At 66.0% G+C, this 15,792-nt stretch carries 17 protein-coding genes and 1 riboswitch; of the genes, 2 read left to right on the top strand and 15 right to left on the bottom strand.

What is annotated here, in order from left to right; genetic code table 11:
• Nucleotides 1-2 precede the first annotated feature (2 nt).
• The 11 genes from J2X98_RS18895 to J2X98_RS18845 all read right to left on the bottom strand — a co-directional run bounded on the left by J2X98_RS18895 (nt 3) and on the right by J2X98_RS18845 (nt 7,941).
• Complete coding sequence (locus J2X98_RS18895; protein WP_307311247.1) at nt 3-788, bottom strand: ribonuclease HII; 786 nt, start codon at nt 786-788, stop codon at nt 3-5.
• A gap of 2 nt (nt 789-790) precedes the next feature.
• A complete protein-coding gene (gene lepB, locus J2X98_RS18890; RefSeq protein WP_307311244.1) occupies nt 791-1,606 on the bottom strand; it encodes a signal peptidase I in 816 nt (271 codons plus the stop codon).
• The gene (lepB, locus tag J2X98_RS18885; protein ID WP_141941891.1) at nt 1,607-2,284 is read right to left on the bottom strand and encodes a signal peptidase I; all 678 of its coding nucleotides are present in this window, start codon (nt 2,282-2,284) and stop codon (nt 1,607-1,609) included.
• 84 nt (nt 2,285-2,368) lie between these two features.
• Entirely contained in the window at nt 2,369-2,728 is a 360-nt protein-coding gene (gene rplS, locus J2X98_RS18880; protein WP_018768283.1) for a 50S ribosomal protein L19, read from the bottom strand.
• A 236-nt stretch (nt 2,729-2,964) separates the two neighbouring features.
• Nucleotides 2,965-3,777 (bottom strand): tRNA (guanosine(37)-N1)-methyltransferase TrmD, encoded by an 813-nt coding sequence (gene trmD / locus J2X98_RS18875; RefSeq protein WP_307311239.1) that lies wholly within the window; start codon nt 3,775-3,777, stop codon nt 2,965-2,967.
• Entirely contained in the window at nt 3,778-4,323 is a 546-nt protein-coding gene (gene rimM, locus J2X98_RS18870) for a ribosome maturation factor RimM (RefSeq protein ID WP_174237517.1), read from the bottom strand. It lies immediately after the preceding gene.
• 117 nt (nt 4,324-4,440) lie between these two features.
• On the bottom strand, nt 4,441-4,683 hold the full coding sequence (locus tag J2X98_RS18865) for an RNA-binding protein (RefSeq protein WP_013601399.1): 243 nt from the start codon (nt 4,681-4,683) through the stop codon (nt 4,441-4,443).
• A gap of 1 nt (nt 4,684) precedes the next feature.
• On the bottom strand, nt 4,685-5,107 hold the full coding sequence (gene rpsP / locus J2X98_RS18860; protein WP_043453174.1) for a 30S ribosomal protein S16: 423 nt from the start codon (nt 5,105-5,107) through the stop codon (nt 4,685-4,687).
• 182 nt (nt 5,108-5,289) lie between these two features.
• Nucleotides 5,290-5,742, bottom strand: coding sequence for a hypothetical protein (locus tag J2X98_RS18855; protein ID WP_307311231.1), 453 nt, complete (start codon nt 5,740-5,742; stop codon nt 5,290-5,292).
• A gap of 140 nt (nt 5,743-5,882) precedes the next feature.
• Nucleotides 5,883-6,710 (bottom strand): VOC family protein, encoded by an 828-nt coding sequence (locus J2X98_RS18850; protein ID WP_373460926.1) that lies wholly within the window; start codon nt 6,708-6,710, stop codon nt 5,883-5,885.
• Nucleotides 6,711-6,858: 148 nt separating this feature from the next.
• Nucleotides 6,859-7,941: an amidohydrolase family protein gene (locus J2X98_RS18845; protein WP_307311225.1), complete on the bottom strand. Its 1,083-nt coding sequence runs from the start codon at nt 7,939-7,941 to the stop codon at nt 6,859-6,861.
• 77 nt (nt 7,942-8,018) lie between these two features.
• Nucleotides 8,019-8,126, top strand: a riboswitch (TPP riboswitch).
• On the opposite strand from J2X98_RS18845, the gene thiC reads away from it, so the two are divergent.
• Entirely contained in the window at nt 8,122-9,948 is a 1,827-nt protein-coding gene (gene thiC / locus J2X98_RS18840; protein ID WP_307311221.1) for a phosphomethylpyrimidine synthase ThiC, read from the top strand. It overlaps the preceding riboswitch by 5 nt.
• On the opposite strand, the gene J2X98_RS18835 is transcribed toward thiC, so the two are convergent.
• Together J2X98_RS18835 and ffh are read right to left on the bottom strand one after the other, a co-directional pair.
• Entirely contained in the window at nt 9,945-10,679 is a 735-nt protein-coding gene (locus J2X98_RS18835; RefSeq protein WP_307311218.1) for an alpha/beta hydrolase, read from the bottom strand. The genes thiC and J2X98_RS18835 overlap by 4 nt on opposite strands.
• 103 nt (nt 10,680-10,782) lie before the next feature.
• Complete coding sequence (ffh, locus tag J2X98_RS18830) at nt 10,783-12,363, bottom strand: signal recognition particle protein (RefSeq protein WP_141941909.1); 1,581 nt, start codon at nt 12,361-12,363, stop codon at nt 10,783-10,785.
• Between the two features lie 84 nt (nt 12,364-12,447).
• Here ffh and J2X98_RS18825 point away from each other — a divergent pair, with 84 nt between their 5' ends.
• On the top strand, nt 12,448-13,851 hold the full coding sequence (locus J2X98_RS18825) for a glucose-6-phosphate dehydrogenase (RefSeq protein WP_307311216.1): 1,404 nt from the start codon (nt 12,448-12,450) through the stop codon (nt 13,849-13,851).
• Nucleotides 13,852-13,930: 79 nt separating this feature from the next.
• Here the strand turns inward: J2X98_RS18825 and J2X98_RS18820 are convergent, their stop codons facing one another.
• Nucleotides 13,931-14,269 (bottom strand): P-II family nitrogen regulator, encoded by a 339-nt coding sequence (locus tag J2X98_RS18820; protein WP_043453189.1) that lies wholly within the window; start codon nt 14,267-14,269, stop codon nt 13,931-13,933.
• Nucleotides 14,266-15,621 carry an ammonium transporter gene (locus tag J2X98_RS18815; RefSeq protein ID WP_307311213.1) on the bottom strand — a complete coding sequence of 452 codons (1,356 nt, stop codon included), beginning with the start codon at nt 15,619-15,621 and terminating at the stop codon, nt 14,266-14,268. The genes J2X98_RS18820 and J2X98_RS18815 overlap by 4 nt, the downstream gene beginning before the upstream one ends.
• Between the last annotated feature and the right edge of the window lie 171 nt (nt 15,622-15,792).

Here is a 15,792-nt window from a genome sequence, read left to right as displayed (position 1 = left end):
AGTCAGTCTTCGCACGCCTCGTCGTCACCTGCTGCTTCGACGCCCTGCAGCTCCCCGCCGAGCAGCCGCCAGCTGACGCGGTGGTGGGGCGTGGGGCCGGCAGCACGGAGGACGGTGCGGTGGGCCGCCGTGGCGTATCCCTTGTTGATGTCCCACCCGTAATCGGGATACTCAAGGTGAAGTTCCCGCATCATCGTGTCCCGTTCCACCTTGGCGATGACACTTGCCGCCGCCACGCTCAGGCACTGCATGTCCGCCTTGACCTTGGTGTGGACCGGGGCTTCGCACGCGGTCTCCAACACGGGCTGGTCGAACAGGGACAGTTGCTCGGCGGGCGAAAGCCAGTTGTGGCTTCCGTCGAGCAGCACGGCGTCGGGGGTGACTCCCGCAGCAAGGATGCTGCCCCAGGCCCTGGTACCCGCCAGGCGCAGCGCGGCAATAATACCGAGTGAATCGATCTCCCCGGCGGTGGCGTGTCCCACGGCCGAGGCGACGCTCCACCGCCGAACCAGCGGATCCAGCCGTTGCCGTTCTCCCGGGGTGAGGAGTTTGCTGTCACGCACGCCGGCCAGCGGCTTTTGCCGTTCCAGGTCAACGACGGCGATTCCCACGCTGACAGGTCCGGCCAGGGCGCCGCGGCCTACTTCATCCACGCCGGCGAGGAACCGTACGCCCTGGGCCTTGAAAGTGCGCTCATGCCGCAGGGTGGGCGCCTTGCCACCACGCGGCACCGGCTTGGAGCCGGCGCGAGCCTTCGCCGCGGGAGACGCCTGTACAGCGGTGGACATGGTCAGCGGGCCGCAGGGACGTTCTTGAACACGTCCGGGTAGTTGTCCAGGGTCTTGATCCTGTTCAGGGGCCATGCGATAACGGCAGCCTTGCCTTCGAGGTCCTTGAGGTCGATGAATCCGCCGTCCGTCTCCATGTGCGCGCGGGAATCGGCCGAGTGGTTCCGGTTGTCACCCATAACCCACACCTTGCCTTCCGGGACGGTGACGTCAAAGTTGCGGACCTGCGGAACTTCAGCGGGGTTGATGTACGTCTCGTCGATGGCGGTCCCGTTGATGGTCAGTTTACCGCCGGCGTCGCAGCAGACCACATGGTCGCCGGGCAGCCCGATGACCCGCTTCACCAGATGCTGCTCCGAGTTGTCCGGCAGGAGCCCAACGAACGTCAGCCCGTCCTGGACCCAGGTGAACGGCCCCTGCGTCTTGGCGGGTGCCGGAGGCAGCCAGCCCTTGGTGTCGCGGAACACCACAACGTCTCCCCGGCTGAGCGCAAAGGGCTCCGGCACCAGGAGGTTGACGAAGATCCGGTCATCCACGTCCAACGTGTTGACCATGGATTCCGAGGGAATGAAGAAGGCGCGGAACAGGAATGTCTTGATGAGGAAGGACAGCACCACGGCAATAACCACGACGGTGGCGATCTCCCTCAGCCATCCCAGCAAGGGATTGCCTGGCGCCTTGGCCGCTGTCCGTCTGCGCCGCTTGGCGGGCGCGGCTTCCTGCACGTCCGCATCGGACGCGGACGAAGCTGGAACGGCCGGCCTCTCGGAAGCGCCGTCGTGGCGGGGTTCAGGGTTCCCCGCGTTGTTCTCGGGCATTTACCGTCCGTTCTGTGTTGGTGGCCCCGCTGCGGGCGGCCGTGCTACTGGAGCAAATCTATCAAGCGGCCAGAGGATCTGGACCGGCCTGCCGATCACCCGGTCCACCGGTACCAGCCCACCGCCGGGTGCGCCGAGCAGGCTGCGGGAATCGGCGGACACCGAGCGGTGGTCGCCCATCAGCCATAGCCTGCCGTCCGGCACAACGGTGCTGAACTTCTGGGTGCTGGGCGCGTCGCCGGGGAAGATGTACGGCTCGTCCAGGGCTGACCCGTTGACCGTCACCTTCCCGCCGGAGTCGCAGCAGGCCACTGTATCGCCGGGAAGGCCGATAACCCGTTTGACGTAGGTTGTGTCGCTGCCGGTGAGCCCGAGCCACTGCAGGGCGGAGGCTGCGCCGTCCACCACTGGGCCCTTGCCGCTGTTAAGCGGGGCAAAGCTGCCGCGGCCGTCAAAAACCACAACATCCCCATGTCGGATGGGTTCGGACTGGAAGTCCGTCCTCGATACCAGGATGCGGTCCCCGCCTTCCAGGAGCGGCTCCATGGACTCCGACGGGATGAAGTAGACGTCAAGCCACAATGACCGGACCAGTCCGCTGATGGCTACGGCGAGGACCAGGGCCAGAAAGACAAAACGCCAGCCCGTTTTGCGGGGCTGGCGTTTTGTCTGGTGCATGGTCCGTATCCTGGCGCTGGTGCATTGCTCCGGCGCTTGCCGGCTACGGCCGCGCTCCGGCCTGGCAGTAAGTCCGGGCAGGAATTACTTGGCGGAGCTGAAGTCGCGCTTTTCCTTGATCTTCGCAGCCTTACCGCGCAGTGCGCGCATGTAGTAGAGCTTGGCGCGGCGGACGTCACCCTTGGTGACAACCTCGATCTTTTCGATGATCGGGGAGTGCACCGGGAAGGTACGCTCCACTCCGACACCGAAGGAAACCTTGCGGACGGTGAAGGTCTCGCGCACGCCATCGCCCTGGCGGCCAAGGACGAAGCCCTGGAAGACCTGGACACGGGTGTTCTTGCCTTCGATGATGTTCACGTGCACCTTGAGGGTGTCACCCGCGCGGAATTCGGGAACATCGTTGCGCAGCGAAGCTGCATCGACGGAATCGAGAATATGCATGATTGCACTCCTGGTGAACGCCACAGGTCATTCACTTTGGGTCACGGCAGGCAAGCCCGGCTGCTGGAGAGCAGGCCGGGTATTACCGCCGAAGTAAAGTGGTCCGGCCGCTTCATGGTTTGATGGGGCCGGTTGTCCGGCTGTTGGCCGCGCTACCCCCTGTGGCAGGTGCGGACCCAGCAGACACACAAGCGTTAATTTTGCCACAGCAGCAGGGTTACGCCAATTCCGCGGCACTAATCCCGTTGCGCGGTGCCTGCTTCCGCGCGGTGTACCAGGCGGCCGTCCACGACGTCGTACCCCAGATTGTGCAATTCTGTGCGGTCGGCGCGGGGCAGGCTGCCGGCGTCGAACCCCTGCAGGAGGTCCGGGCGGCGCTCCGCAGTCCGGCGGTACTGTTCGTGCCGGCGCCACTGCGCAATCCTGCCGTGGTTGCCGCTGAGGAGCACCGGCGGCACCTCGCGGTCCCGCCACACGGAGGGCTTGGTGTAAACGGGGTACTCCAGGAGGCCGTCGGAGTGGGACTCCTCGACCAGGGACTCGGGGTTGCCCACCACGCCGGGAAGCAGGCGTCCAATGGCCTCCACCATGGCCAGGACGGCCACTTCCCCGCCGTTGAGAACATAGTCTCCCAGGCTTACGGGACGGACGGTGAAGTGTTCCTGGGCCCATTCGATGACGCGTTCATCGATGCCCTCGTACCGCCCGCAGGCGAACGCGAGGTGCTGCTCCTCTGCCAGTTCGTAGGCAAGGGCCTGGGTGAACCGCTCCCCTGCCGGTGACGGAACGATCAGCACGGGTTTGCGCTGCGGGTCCGGGCGTCCTTCGGCCACGGCGGTGAGTGCCTGGGCCCAGGGTTCGGGCTTCATGACCATGCCGGCGCCGCCGCCGTACGGGGTGTCATCCACGGAACGGTGCTTGTCCGTGGTGAAGCCGCGCAGGTCGTGGACGTGCAGGTCCAGGATTCCGTCCTGGCGTGCCTTGCCGATCAGCGAAAGCTCCAGAGGGGCAAGGTATTCGGGAAAGATGCTGACGACGTCGATCCGCATCTAGTCCGTGCCTTCCTCTTCCGGGGCGCCTGCGTCGTCGGAGTTGAGTTCGAAGAGTCCGTCCGGCGGGGTGAGGAGGATGAAGCCGTCCTCGATGTTGACCTCGGGCACGATCTGCTCCACGAAGGGGATGAGGATTTCCTCGCCGCCGGGGGTTGTGACCATGAGCAGATCCTGGACCGGCATCGTGTTCAGCGCCGTTACCTTGCCCACCACCTGCGAGCCGACCCGGGCCTCCAGTCCGACGAGTTCGTGCTCGTACCAGCCCTCGTCGTCGTCCTCGTCGAGTTCTTCGGTTTCGATGAAGAGCTTGGCACCGCGGAGGGTCTCGGCCCTGTTGCGGTCCGCCACTTCCTCGAAGCCCAGCAGCAGGATGTCCTTGTTCCAGCGGGCACTGCTGACGGTCAGGGGTCCGGACGCGGCAGGTTCAACCACGAACTCCGTGCCGGGGACAAACCTGTCCTCCGGGGCGTCGGTCAGCACCTGGACCGTGACTTCCCCGCGAATGCCGTGCGGCTTGCCAATCCGTGCCACCTGAAGCTGCATCTGTTCCTCTGTTCCGGGTTGTGGTGGTTTGTGGTGAAGCACTGTGTTGATCAAAGCAGTCCGGCCCCTCCACCAGGTGGTGGAGGGGCCGGAGCAGAACTAAGTGTTGCCGAGCGCTCAGCGGCGGCGGTCGGTGTCGACGACGTCGACCCTCACCGGTTCGCCGCCGGCCAGTGCCGCCACCACGGTGCGCAATGCGCGCGCCGTGCGGCCCTGGCGGCCGATCACCCGTCCCAGGTCGTCCTGGTGAACGCGCACCTCGAGGGTGTCCCCGCGGCGGTTGCTCTTGGAACTGACCTTGACGTCATCCGGGGAATCAACGATTCCCCGGACCAGGTGCTCCAGCGCTTCTGCCAGCAATCTACTCAGCCTCGGTGGTCTCAGCTTCGGCGTCGGCCGGGGCCTCGGCAGCGTCAGACTTGGATGCCTTCTTGGTGATGGCTTCCGGGATGATGACGGAGCCCTTCTCCGGTGCAACGAAGGCTTCCTTCTCGACCTTGGTCTTGAGGGTGCCTTCCTGGCCCGGCAGGCCCTTGAACTTCTGCCAGTCACCGGTGATCTTCAGGATCGCGGCGACCTGCTCGGACGGCTGGGCGCCGACGGACAGCCAGTACTGTGCACGCTCGGAGTTGACCTCGATGAATGAGGGCTCTTCGGTGGGGTGGTACTTGCCGATTTCCTCGATGGCACGGCCATCACGCTTGGTGCGTGAGTCCGCAACGACGATGCGGTAGTACGGGGCGCGCATCTTGCCGAAGCGCTTAAGGCGAATCTTTACGGCCACTTTTGTGGTCACTCCTGTTTCAGAAAAAGGGGTGAACCCGGCTTTCTGCACCCGTGGGGCGGGCCGTACTTGCGGGTTCGAAGGACAGGATCCGGACGCGGAGAGAGGGGCCGCGCAGATCGAGTACCTGTCTATTGTGCCAGACGAGTGGCGTTATTTCGACTTTGGGGGCGTCCGGCGCTTCAGGCCGACCAGACGTACAGTCCCGTCCGCTCCGAATCATTGATTCCGGCCGCAAGCTGCGCCAGTTGCTGCACGTAGGTCCTGGCCTGTCCGGCACCGAACGGCATGTCTTCCTGGGCGGCCCAGTGGACGGCGACGTCATCCAGGACGTTGCCTTCGCCTTCGGTCTCGTAGGAGAGCAGGTCCGCGAGGGCGCGCACCATCGCCGGCGGCACGGCAAGGAGGGAATCGCTGGCCACGTCCACCATGGTCAACTCATAATCGGCCCCGGCGGCGTGAACGGCAGTGCCGGCAAGGTCGCCGAGCTGCTCCACCTCGAAGTCACTGATTCCCTGGATGCGCACAGCCTGGCCGGCGGGGGCGCTTTCCGCGGAGGCGCGTCCTTCGTCGAGGATGCCGGCGCGTTTCAGCGCGGCGTCATGGGTGGCAACAAAAATTTCGGTGAAGCCCATGGCGTGTGCCCTTCTTCCGTTGGCGGAACTGCGTGCCGGGCACTGCGTGCTGCCCGTCCGTACGGGATCAGCCTAGTAGCTGCGAAGCTGCCGGCGCACGCAACGGTCCTGGGGCCGGACGCCGCCGGCAGCGCGGTGGCTCAGTGGACGGCCACCCGGATCCGGTTGCGCCACGGGTCTTCGAAGCGGAGCTCGGCTCCCGTGTGGTGCGAGGGCACCCCGGCGACCTTGAGCCGGTCAGCCAGTGCGCCGACGTCGTCACCCGAGGGAACTTCGATGAGCACCTCACCCAGCCCAAGGGTGTCCTTGCGGGGGCCGGCGCCGCGGCTGTTCCAGACGTTCATGGCCATGTGGTGGTGGTAGCGGCCCGCGGAAACGAACAGCGCCTGCCCGTGCCAGCCCGCCGTCTTCTCGAAGCCCAGTGTTCCCACGTAGAAGTCCCGGGCGGTCTGGACGTCGCCCACCTGGAGGTGCACGTGGCCCACGCCAGCGGATGTTTGCCGCTGGCCTTCCAGGGACTGCTCGGTCAGGTGCTGCTCAAGGTAGCGCTGGGGCGGCAGGGCCAGGCTGTCCATGACCACGTCAGTCCCGTTCCAGGACCAGTTGCTGCGCGGCCGGTCCCAGTACAACTCAATGCCGTTTCCTTCGGGATCGGTGAAGTAGAAGGCCTCGCTCACCAGGTGGTCGGCACTCCCGGTGAAGGACCGGGGCTCGTACTGCGCGGCCGTTGCGACGGTGGCGGCAAGGGACGCCTGGTCCTCGAACAGCAGGGCGGTATGGAACAGGCCCGCCTCCCCCCTGCCGGGAAGGTGCAGCCCGGGCGCGGGCGCCAGGTGGACCAGCGGCCGGCCGAGCCTGCCGAAATAGAGGCCGCCGTCCTGCTCGGCCACCACCTCAAGGCCAAGCGCCCGCTGGTAGTAGTCGGTCATAACCTTCATGTCGCCCACCTTGAGCATCACCGTGCCCATGGCGAGGTCGGCGGGAAGAAGATCCCGGGTGCTGGATGCTCTAGTCACGTGAAGGCTCCTTGCGTTGGAGGCCGTCCCATTGGCGGCCTGTCACCCATTAAAATTACTTGAAGCTTCAATTTATTCCAAGTCCCCGCAGCGCCGTGGGTCAGCGGATGATGCGTCCGCCCAGCACCACGTGTTCCAGGGCCTTGATCGTCCCGGGCACCGCCCGTGGATCTTCCCGGCACACCACGACGTCGGCGCGCGCCCCTTCCCCCAGGCCGTCCGCCCCCAGCCAGGCGCGCGCTGCCCAGCAGGCCGCGTCAAGGGCTGCAGCCATGGGGAGGCCGGCGCCGTGCAGGGCAAGGATCTCGTCGGCAATCCGGCCGTGCCGGATCACGCTGCCCGCATCCGTGCCGGCAAAAATACGCACGCCGGCGGCATGGGCCTCCGCCACCCGCTCCAGCCTCCGTTCCCACAAGGCCCGCATGTGGGCCGCATAGCGGGGGAACTTGGCGTCGGCCTGCGCCGCAATGTCCGGGAAGGTGGCAATGTTGATCAGCGTGGGAACGATCGGTACGCCCTGTTCGGCGAACCGGGGCAGGTGCCGCGGCAGGAGTCCGGTGGCGTGCTCGATGCAGTCGATCCCTGCGTCCAGCATCTGGTCCAGGGTGTCTTCGGCAAAGCAGTGGGCGGTCACCCGGGCACCTTCGTCGTGGGCCGCCTGGACGGCATCACGTACGACGGCGGCAGGAAAGGAAGGCGCCAGGTCGCCGGCGCTGCGGTCGATCCAGTCCCCCACCAGCTTGACCCAGCCGTCGCCGTCGCGTGCCTGCTTGCGCACGGCCTCCACGAGGCCCTCAGGCTCCACCTCCTCCGCGAAGCCCCGCAGATAGCGGCGGGTACGGGCGATGTGCCGCCCGGCGCGGACCAGCACCGGGAACTCCGTTCCGCCCTGCATCCAGCGGGTATCGGCAGGGGACCCCGCGTCACGGACCAGCAGGGTTCCGGCGGTGAGGTCGGCCAGTGCCTGTTCCCTGGCAACAGGCGGATCCACCGGGCCGGCGGCCCCCAGCCCGATATGGCAGTGCGCGTCCACGAAGCCCGGCAGCACCCATCCGTCGAGCACCCTGCCCGGATGGGTTGCGGGCTTGCTGAAGGTGAGCCTTCCGTCCACGGACCACAGCCCGTGCCGTACCTGGTCCGCGGCGGCCAGGACGGGCCCGCGGAAGTGGATGATGTCTGCCATGGGGCTCCTTTCGATGCCCGGTCAGGCTAGCACCGCAATTGTGACAAGCCTCGTCCAGGAGCCTGTGGTAGCTTCGTTCCTGACCACACGGGTGCCCTTGCAGGGGCTGAGATCGGGCTGTTGCAGCCTGCGACCGTTGAACCTGTCCGGATAATGCCGGCGAAGGAAGTGAGTATTCCCTTGAGTACACAAAACACCCAGCTGAACCCTGACCTCCTGCAGTCCGCGGGCGATCCCGGGGACGCATCGGAACAGCCCGTAACCCAGTCACTGAAGTCCCATTCACTCGCCTACGTCGAGGACGAAAAGGCGGGAATCCGGGTGCCGGTGACGGAAATTGCCCTGGAGCCGTCACCCAACGGCCAGGAAAACCCGCCGTTCCGGACCTACCGGACCGCGGGGCCCGGAAGCGACCCCGTGCGCGGCCTGCAGCCCTTCCGCTCGGAGTGGATCGCGGCGCGGGGGGACACCGAGCCCTACAGCGGCCGGGAGCGCAACCTGCTCGACGACGGCCGCTCCGCCGTGCGCCGCGGTGCCGCCTCCGCGGAGTGGAAGGGCGGACAGCCGGAGCCCCGCCGCGCCGTCGACGGCAGGACAGTGACGCAGATGCACTATGCCCGGCAGGGCATCATCACGCAGGAGATGCGCTTTGTGGCGCTGCGCGAAAACTGCGACGTTGAACTGGTCAGGAGCGAGGTGGCCGCAGGCCGCGCCATTATCCCCAACAACATCAACCACCCTGAATCCGAGCCGATGATCATCGGCAAGGCCTTCCTGGTGAAGATCAACGCCAACATCGGCAACTCCGCCGTGACCAGCTCCATCGCGGAGGAAGTGGACAAGCTGCAGTGGGCCACCCAGTGGGGCGCCGACACCGTCATGGACCTGTCCACGGGCGACGACATCCACACGACCCGCGAGTGGATCATCCGCAACTCCCCCGTGCCGATCGGCACCGTGCCGATCTACCAGGCCCTGGAAAAGGTGAACGGCGAAGCCAACGCGCTGACCTGGGAGATCTTCCGCGACACCGTCATTGAACAGTGCGAGCAAGGCGTGGACTACATGACCATCCACGCCGGCGTACTTCTCCGGTACGTCCCGCTCACGGCAAACCGGGTGACGGGCATCGTCTCCCGGGGCGGATCGATCATGGCGGGCTGGTGCCTGGCCCACCACCAGGAAAACTTCCTGTACACGCACTTCGACGAACTGTGCGAAATCTTCGCCAAGTACGACGTCGCCTTCTCCCTCGGGGACGGCCTGCGCCCCGGTTCCACGGCGGACGCCAACGACGCCGCCCAGTTCGCCGAGCTGGACACGCTTGCCGAGCTCACTCAGCGCGCGTGGGAGTATGACGTACAGGTGATGGTGGAAGGCCCCGGCCACGTTCCCTTCCACCTGGTACGGGAAAACGTGGAGCGCCAGCAGGAGCTGTGCAAGGGTGCGCCCTTCTACACCCTGGGCCCGCTGGTGACCGACGTCGCCCCCGGCTACGACCACATCACCTCGGCAATCGGCGCCACCGAGATCGCCCGTTACGGCACCGCGATGCTCTGCTACGTCACCCCCAAGGAACACCTGGGCCTGCCCAACAAGGACGACGTCAAGACAGGCGTCATCACCTATAAGATCGCCGCCCACGCCGCAGACCTCGCCAAGGGGCACCCGGGGGCGCACGAACGTGATGATGCCCTGTCCAAGGCGCGGTTCGAATTCCGGTGGCGTGACCAGTTCGCCCTGTCTCTGGATCCGGTGACGGCGGAGGCCTTCCACGACGAAACCCTTCCCGCAGAACCCGCCAAGACCGCGCATTTCTGCTCCATGTGCGGGCCGAAGTTCTGCTCCATGCGGATCAGCCAGGACATCCGGGACGAATACGGGTCGGCCGACTCGCAGGCCGCCCTGGCGGAAATGGCCTCCGGCATGCGGGAGAAGAGCCAGGAATTCCTGGCGGCCGGCGGCAAGGTGTACCTGCCGGAGCTGCGGGTTCCCGCGGACAGCTAGGACGCCCGGGCCGGCTGGCTCCGGCTGACCTGGCTGATGAACTGCCGGATGGTCCGGTCCCCATCCGGGGAGTCATGGGGCCGGTGCCCTCCCGCGGCAACGCGGTGCAGGGCGCCGGTCTCCCGCAGGTAACCGGCAATTTCCTCGTACAACGGCTCCCAGCCACCGGTCAGGACGAGGGTGGGCACGCCGGGAACAATGTGCAGCGGGGCCTCCCAGGACGGCGCCTGGAGCCGAAGCCTGCGGGCGGAGCGTTTTTCCTCAGCGGTGGCTGGCTGCTGGAGGTCGGTGGCGTAGATCCGGCGGACGAATTCGCGCTGGAAGTCGTCATCGCTGAGCTGGTGGCGGACGTCGAAGAGGGGCTGCATCAGGCTGATGTGCGCTGACGTGGCCGGCAGTTCCGCAGTCAGCGACAGGCAGGCCGGCTCAACCAGCGTCAACGAGAAGACCAGGTCCGGACGTTCCACCGCGGCCATCATGGCCGGGATCGCGCCCTGGGAGTGTGCCACCACATGTCCCCCGGCGGCACCGCGGCCATCGTCGGCCAGCGACCCCAGGACGATGGCGGTATCTGCGGCAAAGGAGGACTCCAGGGGCTCCGCGACGGCGTCATAGCCATGCCGCCGGAGGAACAGGGCGTCGTAGGCCAATGCCATGCCGTGCTGGCGGGGCCATGCGGCGGCGCCAAAGGCTCCGGCGCCGTGCACGAACACTACCCTCTGCTTGAACATGTCCCAACCCTATTCCACGGTGCCGACATCCCAACGAAGAAGCGCCAGGTGTCGTCTTGAACGGTCAAGACGGCATCTGGCGCTTCCTGATTACGCGAAACTGCTACTTGCCCAGGAACTTGTCGAAGCCCTTGGGCAGGTTCAGCTGGGAGGGATCGAAATCGCCGCCCTGCCCGAAGGCGGCGCCGGTGGGCATCGCCTTGGCAGCGTTGGCCCGGCGCGCTTCTGCCTCCTTGCGCTCCTGGGCCGCCTTGGCGGGGTTGCCTGACTTGGCCTTCTTCTTGGGCGCGTTCTTGGCGTTCTTCCGGGACCCGCCGCCGGCACCGGGCAGCCCGGGCATACCCGGCATCCCCGGCATTCCGCCCTGGGCCATCTTCTTCATCATCTTCTGGGCCTGGGCGAAGCGCTCCAGCAGGCCGTTGACCTCGGAGACGTGGACGCCGGAGCCGCGGGCGATCCGGGCGCGGCGTGAGCCATTGATGATCTTGGGCGCCAGCCGCTCATGCGGCGTCATGGACCGGACGATCGCTTCGACGCGGTCGATCTCGCGCTCATCGAACTGCTCCAACTGCTGCCGGATGTTCTGCGCACCGGGCATCATCATGAGCATTTTCTTCATGGAGCCCATGTTGCGGATCTGCTGCATCTGGGCGAGGAAGTCCTCGAGGGTGAAGTCTTCCTGGTCGGCGAACTTCTTCGCCATCCGGGCAGCTTCATCCTTGTCCCAGGCCTTTTCGGCCTGTTCGATGAGCGTGAGGATGTCGCCCATGTCCAGGATGCGCGAGGCCATCCGGTCCGGGTGGAAGAGTTCAAAGTCGTCCAGGCCTTCGCCGGTGGATGCGAACATGACCGGCTTGCCGGTGACCGACGCAACGGAAAGTGCGGCACCGCCGCGCGCGTCGCCGTCGAGCTTGGAGAGCACGATGCCTGTGAAGTTCACGCCTTCATCAAAGGCGAGCGCCGTGTTGACGGCGTCCTGGCCGATCATGGAGTCGATCACGAAGAGGACTTCGTTGGGGACGATGGCCCGGCGGATCTGGCGGGCCTGTTCCATCATGTCGGCGTCCACGCCCAGGCGGCCGGCGGTATCGACGATGACGACGTCGTGCAGCTTCTGGCGTGCTTCCTCGACGCCGGCGCGGGCGACGGCGACAGGGTCACCCGCGGGCTGGTCCAGCTCCTGGGAGGTGGCTCCCGGGTGCGGTGCGAAGACCGGAACGTTGGCGCGCTGGCCCACAACCTGCAGCTGCGTGACGGCATTGGGGCGCTGGAGGTCGCAGGCAACCAGCATGGGGCTGTGGCCCTGGGCCTTCAACCACTTGGACAGTTTGCCGGCAAGGGTGGTCTTGCCCGCACCCTGGAGGCCGGCCAGCATGATGATGGTGGGACCGTTCTTGGCCAGCCGGATCCGCCGCGTTTCGCCGCCGAGGATCTCCTGGAGTTCCTCGTTGACGATCTTGACGATCTGCTGGCTGGGGTTCAGCGCTGCAGAAACCTCGGCCCCCAGCGCACGTTCGCGGACCCGCCCGGTGAATTCGCGCACCACCGGAACGGCGACGTCGGCGTCCAGAAGGGCACGGCGGATCTCGCGGACGGTGGCATCAACGTCGGCCTCCGTGAGGCGGCCCTTGCCGCGGAGATTCTTGAAGGTTGCTGTCAACCGGTCAGAGAGTGAATTGAACACGCGCCGTGAACTTCTTTCAGGAGATGATCGGGACTCGACTATCTAGGGTACCAAGTCAGGCAGGTCAGGTGGCATGCTGGCAAAATGACGAGCCAAACAACTGTGAAGACGCTGCTCATCCTCGGCGCATCGGGCGACCTCACCGGCAGGCTCCTGCTGCCGGGCCTGGCGCGGCTTGTTGCTGCCGGACGGGCGGAGGGCCTCAGCCTTGTGGGGGCCGGGTCGGATCCCTGGACTCCCGAGCAATGGCGGGAGCGGGTGGAATCGTCCTTTGCCGTGGCGGCGGACACTGCCGACGCAGCAGGGAGAGACGCACTTGCGCTGCTGGAAAAGGAGACGGTCTACCACCAGGTGGACGTCACGGCCGCGGGCGCCCTGGCGGCATTGCTGAAGACCCTGGAAGGCCCGGTGGCGGTGTATTTTGCACTTCCGCCACGGATCAGCCAGCGTGCCTGCGAAACCCTGCAGCCCCAGGAAGTCCCGGAGGGCACCCGCCTGGTCATGGAGAAGCCGTTTGGTTCCAGCGAGGAGTCGGCGCGCTCACTTAACGCGACGCTGGCCCGGTTGGTCCCGGAGGACCACATCCACCGCGTGGACCACTTCCTGGGCAAGGCCACGGTCCTGAACATCCTGGGCCTGCGGTTCGCCAACAACTTCCTCGAGCCGGTGTGGAACAGGCAGCACGTGGAGAAGGTTGAAATCTTCTTTGACGAGGACCTCGCCCTGGAAGGACGCGCCCGCTACTACGACAACGCCGGCGCTCTTCGCGACATGATCCAAAGCCACCTCCTGCAGGTCATGGCAATCATGGCCATTGAACCGCCGGCCACCATCGGCGAGCGCGACCTCCGCGACGCGGTCTCCACGGTCCTTCGCGCCAGCAGTGTGAAGGCGCCGTTTACCCGCTCGACACGCAGGGCGCGCTACACGGCCGGCACGACGGCGGGCAAGGACGTGCCCGACTACGCCAAGGAGGAGGGCGTGGACGCCGGCAGGGAAACCGAAACCCTTGCCGAAATCCAGGTGGTCATTGACAACTGGCGCTGGCGGGGCGTGCCCTTCATCCTGCGCTCCGGCAAGGCTTTGGGCGACAAGCGCAAGGAAGCGGTGGTCACCTTCCTTCCGGTGCCCCACCTGCCCAAAGGCTTCACGGGCGTGGACTCCCCCAACAAGCTGCGGATCGGTTTTGGCCCGGACACGCTGGAGTTCGACGTCGACGTCAACGGGCCCGGGAACATCTTCAGCCTGGGCCGGGTCACCCTGGAAGCGGAACTCAGCGCCTCCGACCTCCTGCCCTACGGCGAAGTGCTGGAAGGCGTGCTGACAGGCGATCCCCTGCTGTCCGTCCGGAGCGACACGGCGGAGGACTGCTGGCGGATCGTCGAGCCGGTACTGAAGGCATGGGAGGACGGCGAGGTGCCCCTTGAGGAGTACGACGCCGGCTCGGCGGGTCCGGCGTCCTGGCCCACCAACGGGCACAAAGACTGAGGGTCAAAGACAGGCAGGGCGGGCGGAAACCTTCCGGTTCCCGCCCGCCCTGTTTCAACTGCCGCTTTCGGTGGCTTCGCTAAATGGCGGCCACTCCGCGTTCGCCAGTCCGGACGCGCACTGCTTCATGGACGTCGATGGTCCAGACCTTGCCGTCCCCGGCCCTGCCGGTATTGGAGCTGGCAATGATCACGTCCAGGATGTCGTCGGCCTGCTCATCCGTGGCCAGCACTTCCACCCGGATCTTGGGCAGCAGGTCCACGTTGTATTCCGCTCCGCGGTAAACCTCGGTGTAGCCGCGCTGCCTCCCGTACCCGCTGGCTGCGCTGACGGTGAGGCCCTGGACGCCGTAGGCTTCCAGCCCTTCCCTGATGGCCTCGAGCTTCTCCGGCCTGACGATTGCAGTGATCAGTTTCATGCCCCCACGCTTTCCTTGCCTGTTGCTGACTGTGTCTTCTGTGCACCGGATGCGGATTCCCGGGCTTCCGCCTGGGTCTTGCCGGTCACCATGTCGTGCAGCGGCTGGAAGCTGCCGCCGTGGCCGCCGACGCCGAACTCGTAGGCAGTCTCGGCGTGCAGGCTGAGGTCTGCACCGGCGATTTCCTGGTGCTCGGAGATGCGGAAGCCCATGGTCTTGTGGATGGGGTAAGCGATGATCAGGGTCATCACGGCGGTGAAGACGATCGAGAACAGTGCTGCCAGAACCTGGGCCACCAGCTGGGTTGCGCCGCCGCCGTAGAACAGACCGGCAGCTCCCTGGTCGGGGGTGGCGAGGAAGCCGATGGCGACGGTTCCGATGACACCTGAGACGAGGTGGACGCCCACAACATCCAGGGAGTCGTCATAGCCGAGCTTGAACTTCAGGCCGACGGCCAGGGCCGAGGCGATACCGGCGAGGACGCCCAGGGCAATCGCACCAAGCGGGGAAACGTTGGCACAGGCCGGCGTAATGGCAACCAGGCCGGCCACGACACCGGAAGCGGCGCCCAGCGACGTGGGGTGGCCGTCCCGGATACGTTCGATTGCGAGCCAGCCCAGCATCGCGGCGGCCGGGGCTGCCAGGGTGTTGATCCAGATCAGGCCGGCCTGCTCAACCGTGGCAGCGGCGCCGGCGTTGAAGCCAAACCAACCGAACCACAGGATGGCTGCACCGAGCATGACGAACGGAATGTTGTGCGGGCGGTGGTTCGGGTCCTTGCCGAAGCCCTTCCGGTTACCAATGATCAGCACCAGGACCAGGCCGGCAACACCGGCGTTGATGTGCACCACGGTGCCACCGGCGAAGTCGATGACCGGAGCGAAGGTCTGGCCGAACCAGCCGTCCTTGGAGAACAGTCCGCCACCCCACACCATGAAGGCCAGCGGTGCGTAGACCAGCGTTGCCCAGATCGGCGTGAAGATCACCCAGGCGGAGAACTTTGCGCGGTCCGCGACCGCGCCGGAGATCAGGGCGACAGTGATGATGGCGAAGGTTGCCGCGTAGCCCACCTTCAGCAGGTCTGCCGGGTCCGTGAAGTTGTGCAGGCCGAAGTGGCTGAACGGGTTTGCAAAGATCTGGTAGAAGTTGTCCTGGTTGCTCGTGGACATCGAGGCGCCCCACAACACCCATGTGATGCCGACCGTTCCGATGGCGACGAAGCTCATCATCATCATGTTCAGTGCCGACTTGGCGCGCGTCATGCCGCCGTAAAAGAATGCCAGGCCCGGGGTCATGAACAGCACGAGTGCTGCAGCCACCAGGAGCCAAACGAGACCTGCGGTGAGTTCCATGGCCTACGTCCTCTCTTGCTTTCGGTGCGGACTTGTCCGCCTGCCAACGCCTTTTGCGTCCTGTAATGAGTGTGGCGTCGGCGTGTTTCGCCCGCGGAGGATTTAGATTGCGGGCCTGTTACAACAACCTCTAGGAAGTAAATGGTGGATATCCGCCTTGTTACGGTTATG

It is taken from the genome of Pseudarthrobacter enclensis (assembly GCF_030811655.1).
GTDB classification, from domain to species: Bacteria; Actinomycetota; Actinomycetes; order Actinomycetales; family Micrococcaceae; genus Arthrobacter; species Arthrobacter enclensis_A.
The sequence above is the reverse complement of the archived record's forward strand: the minus strand, read 5'-3'. Positions and strand labels throughout refer to the sequence as shown.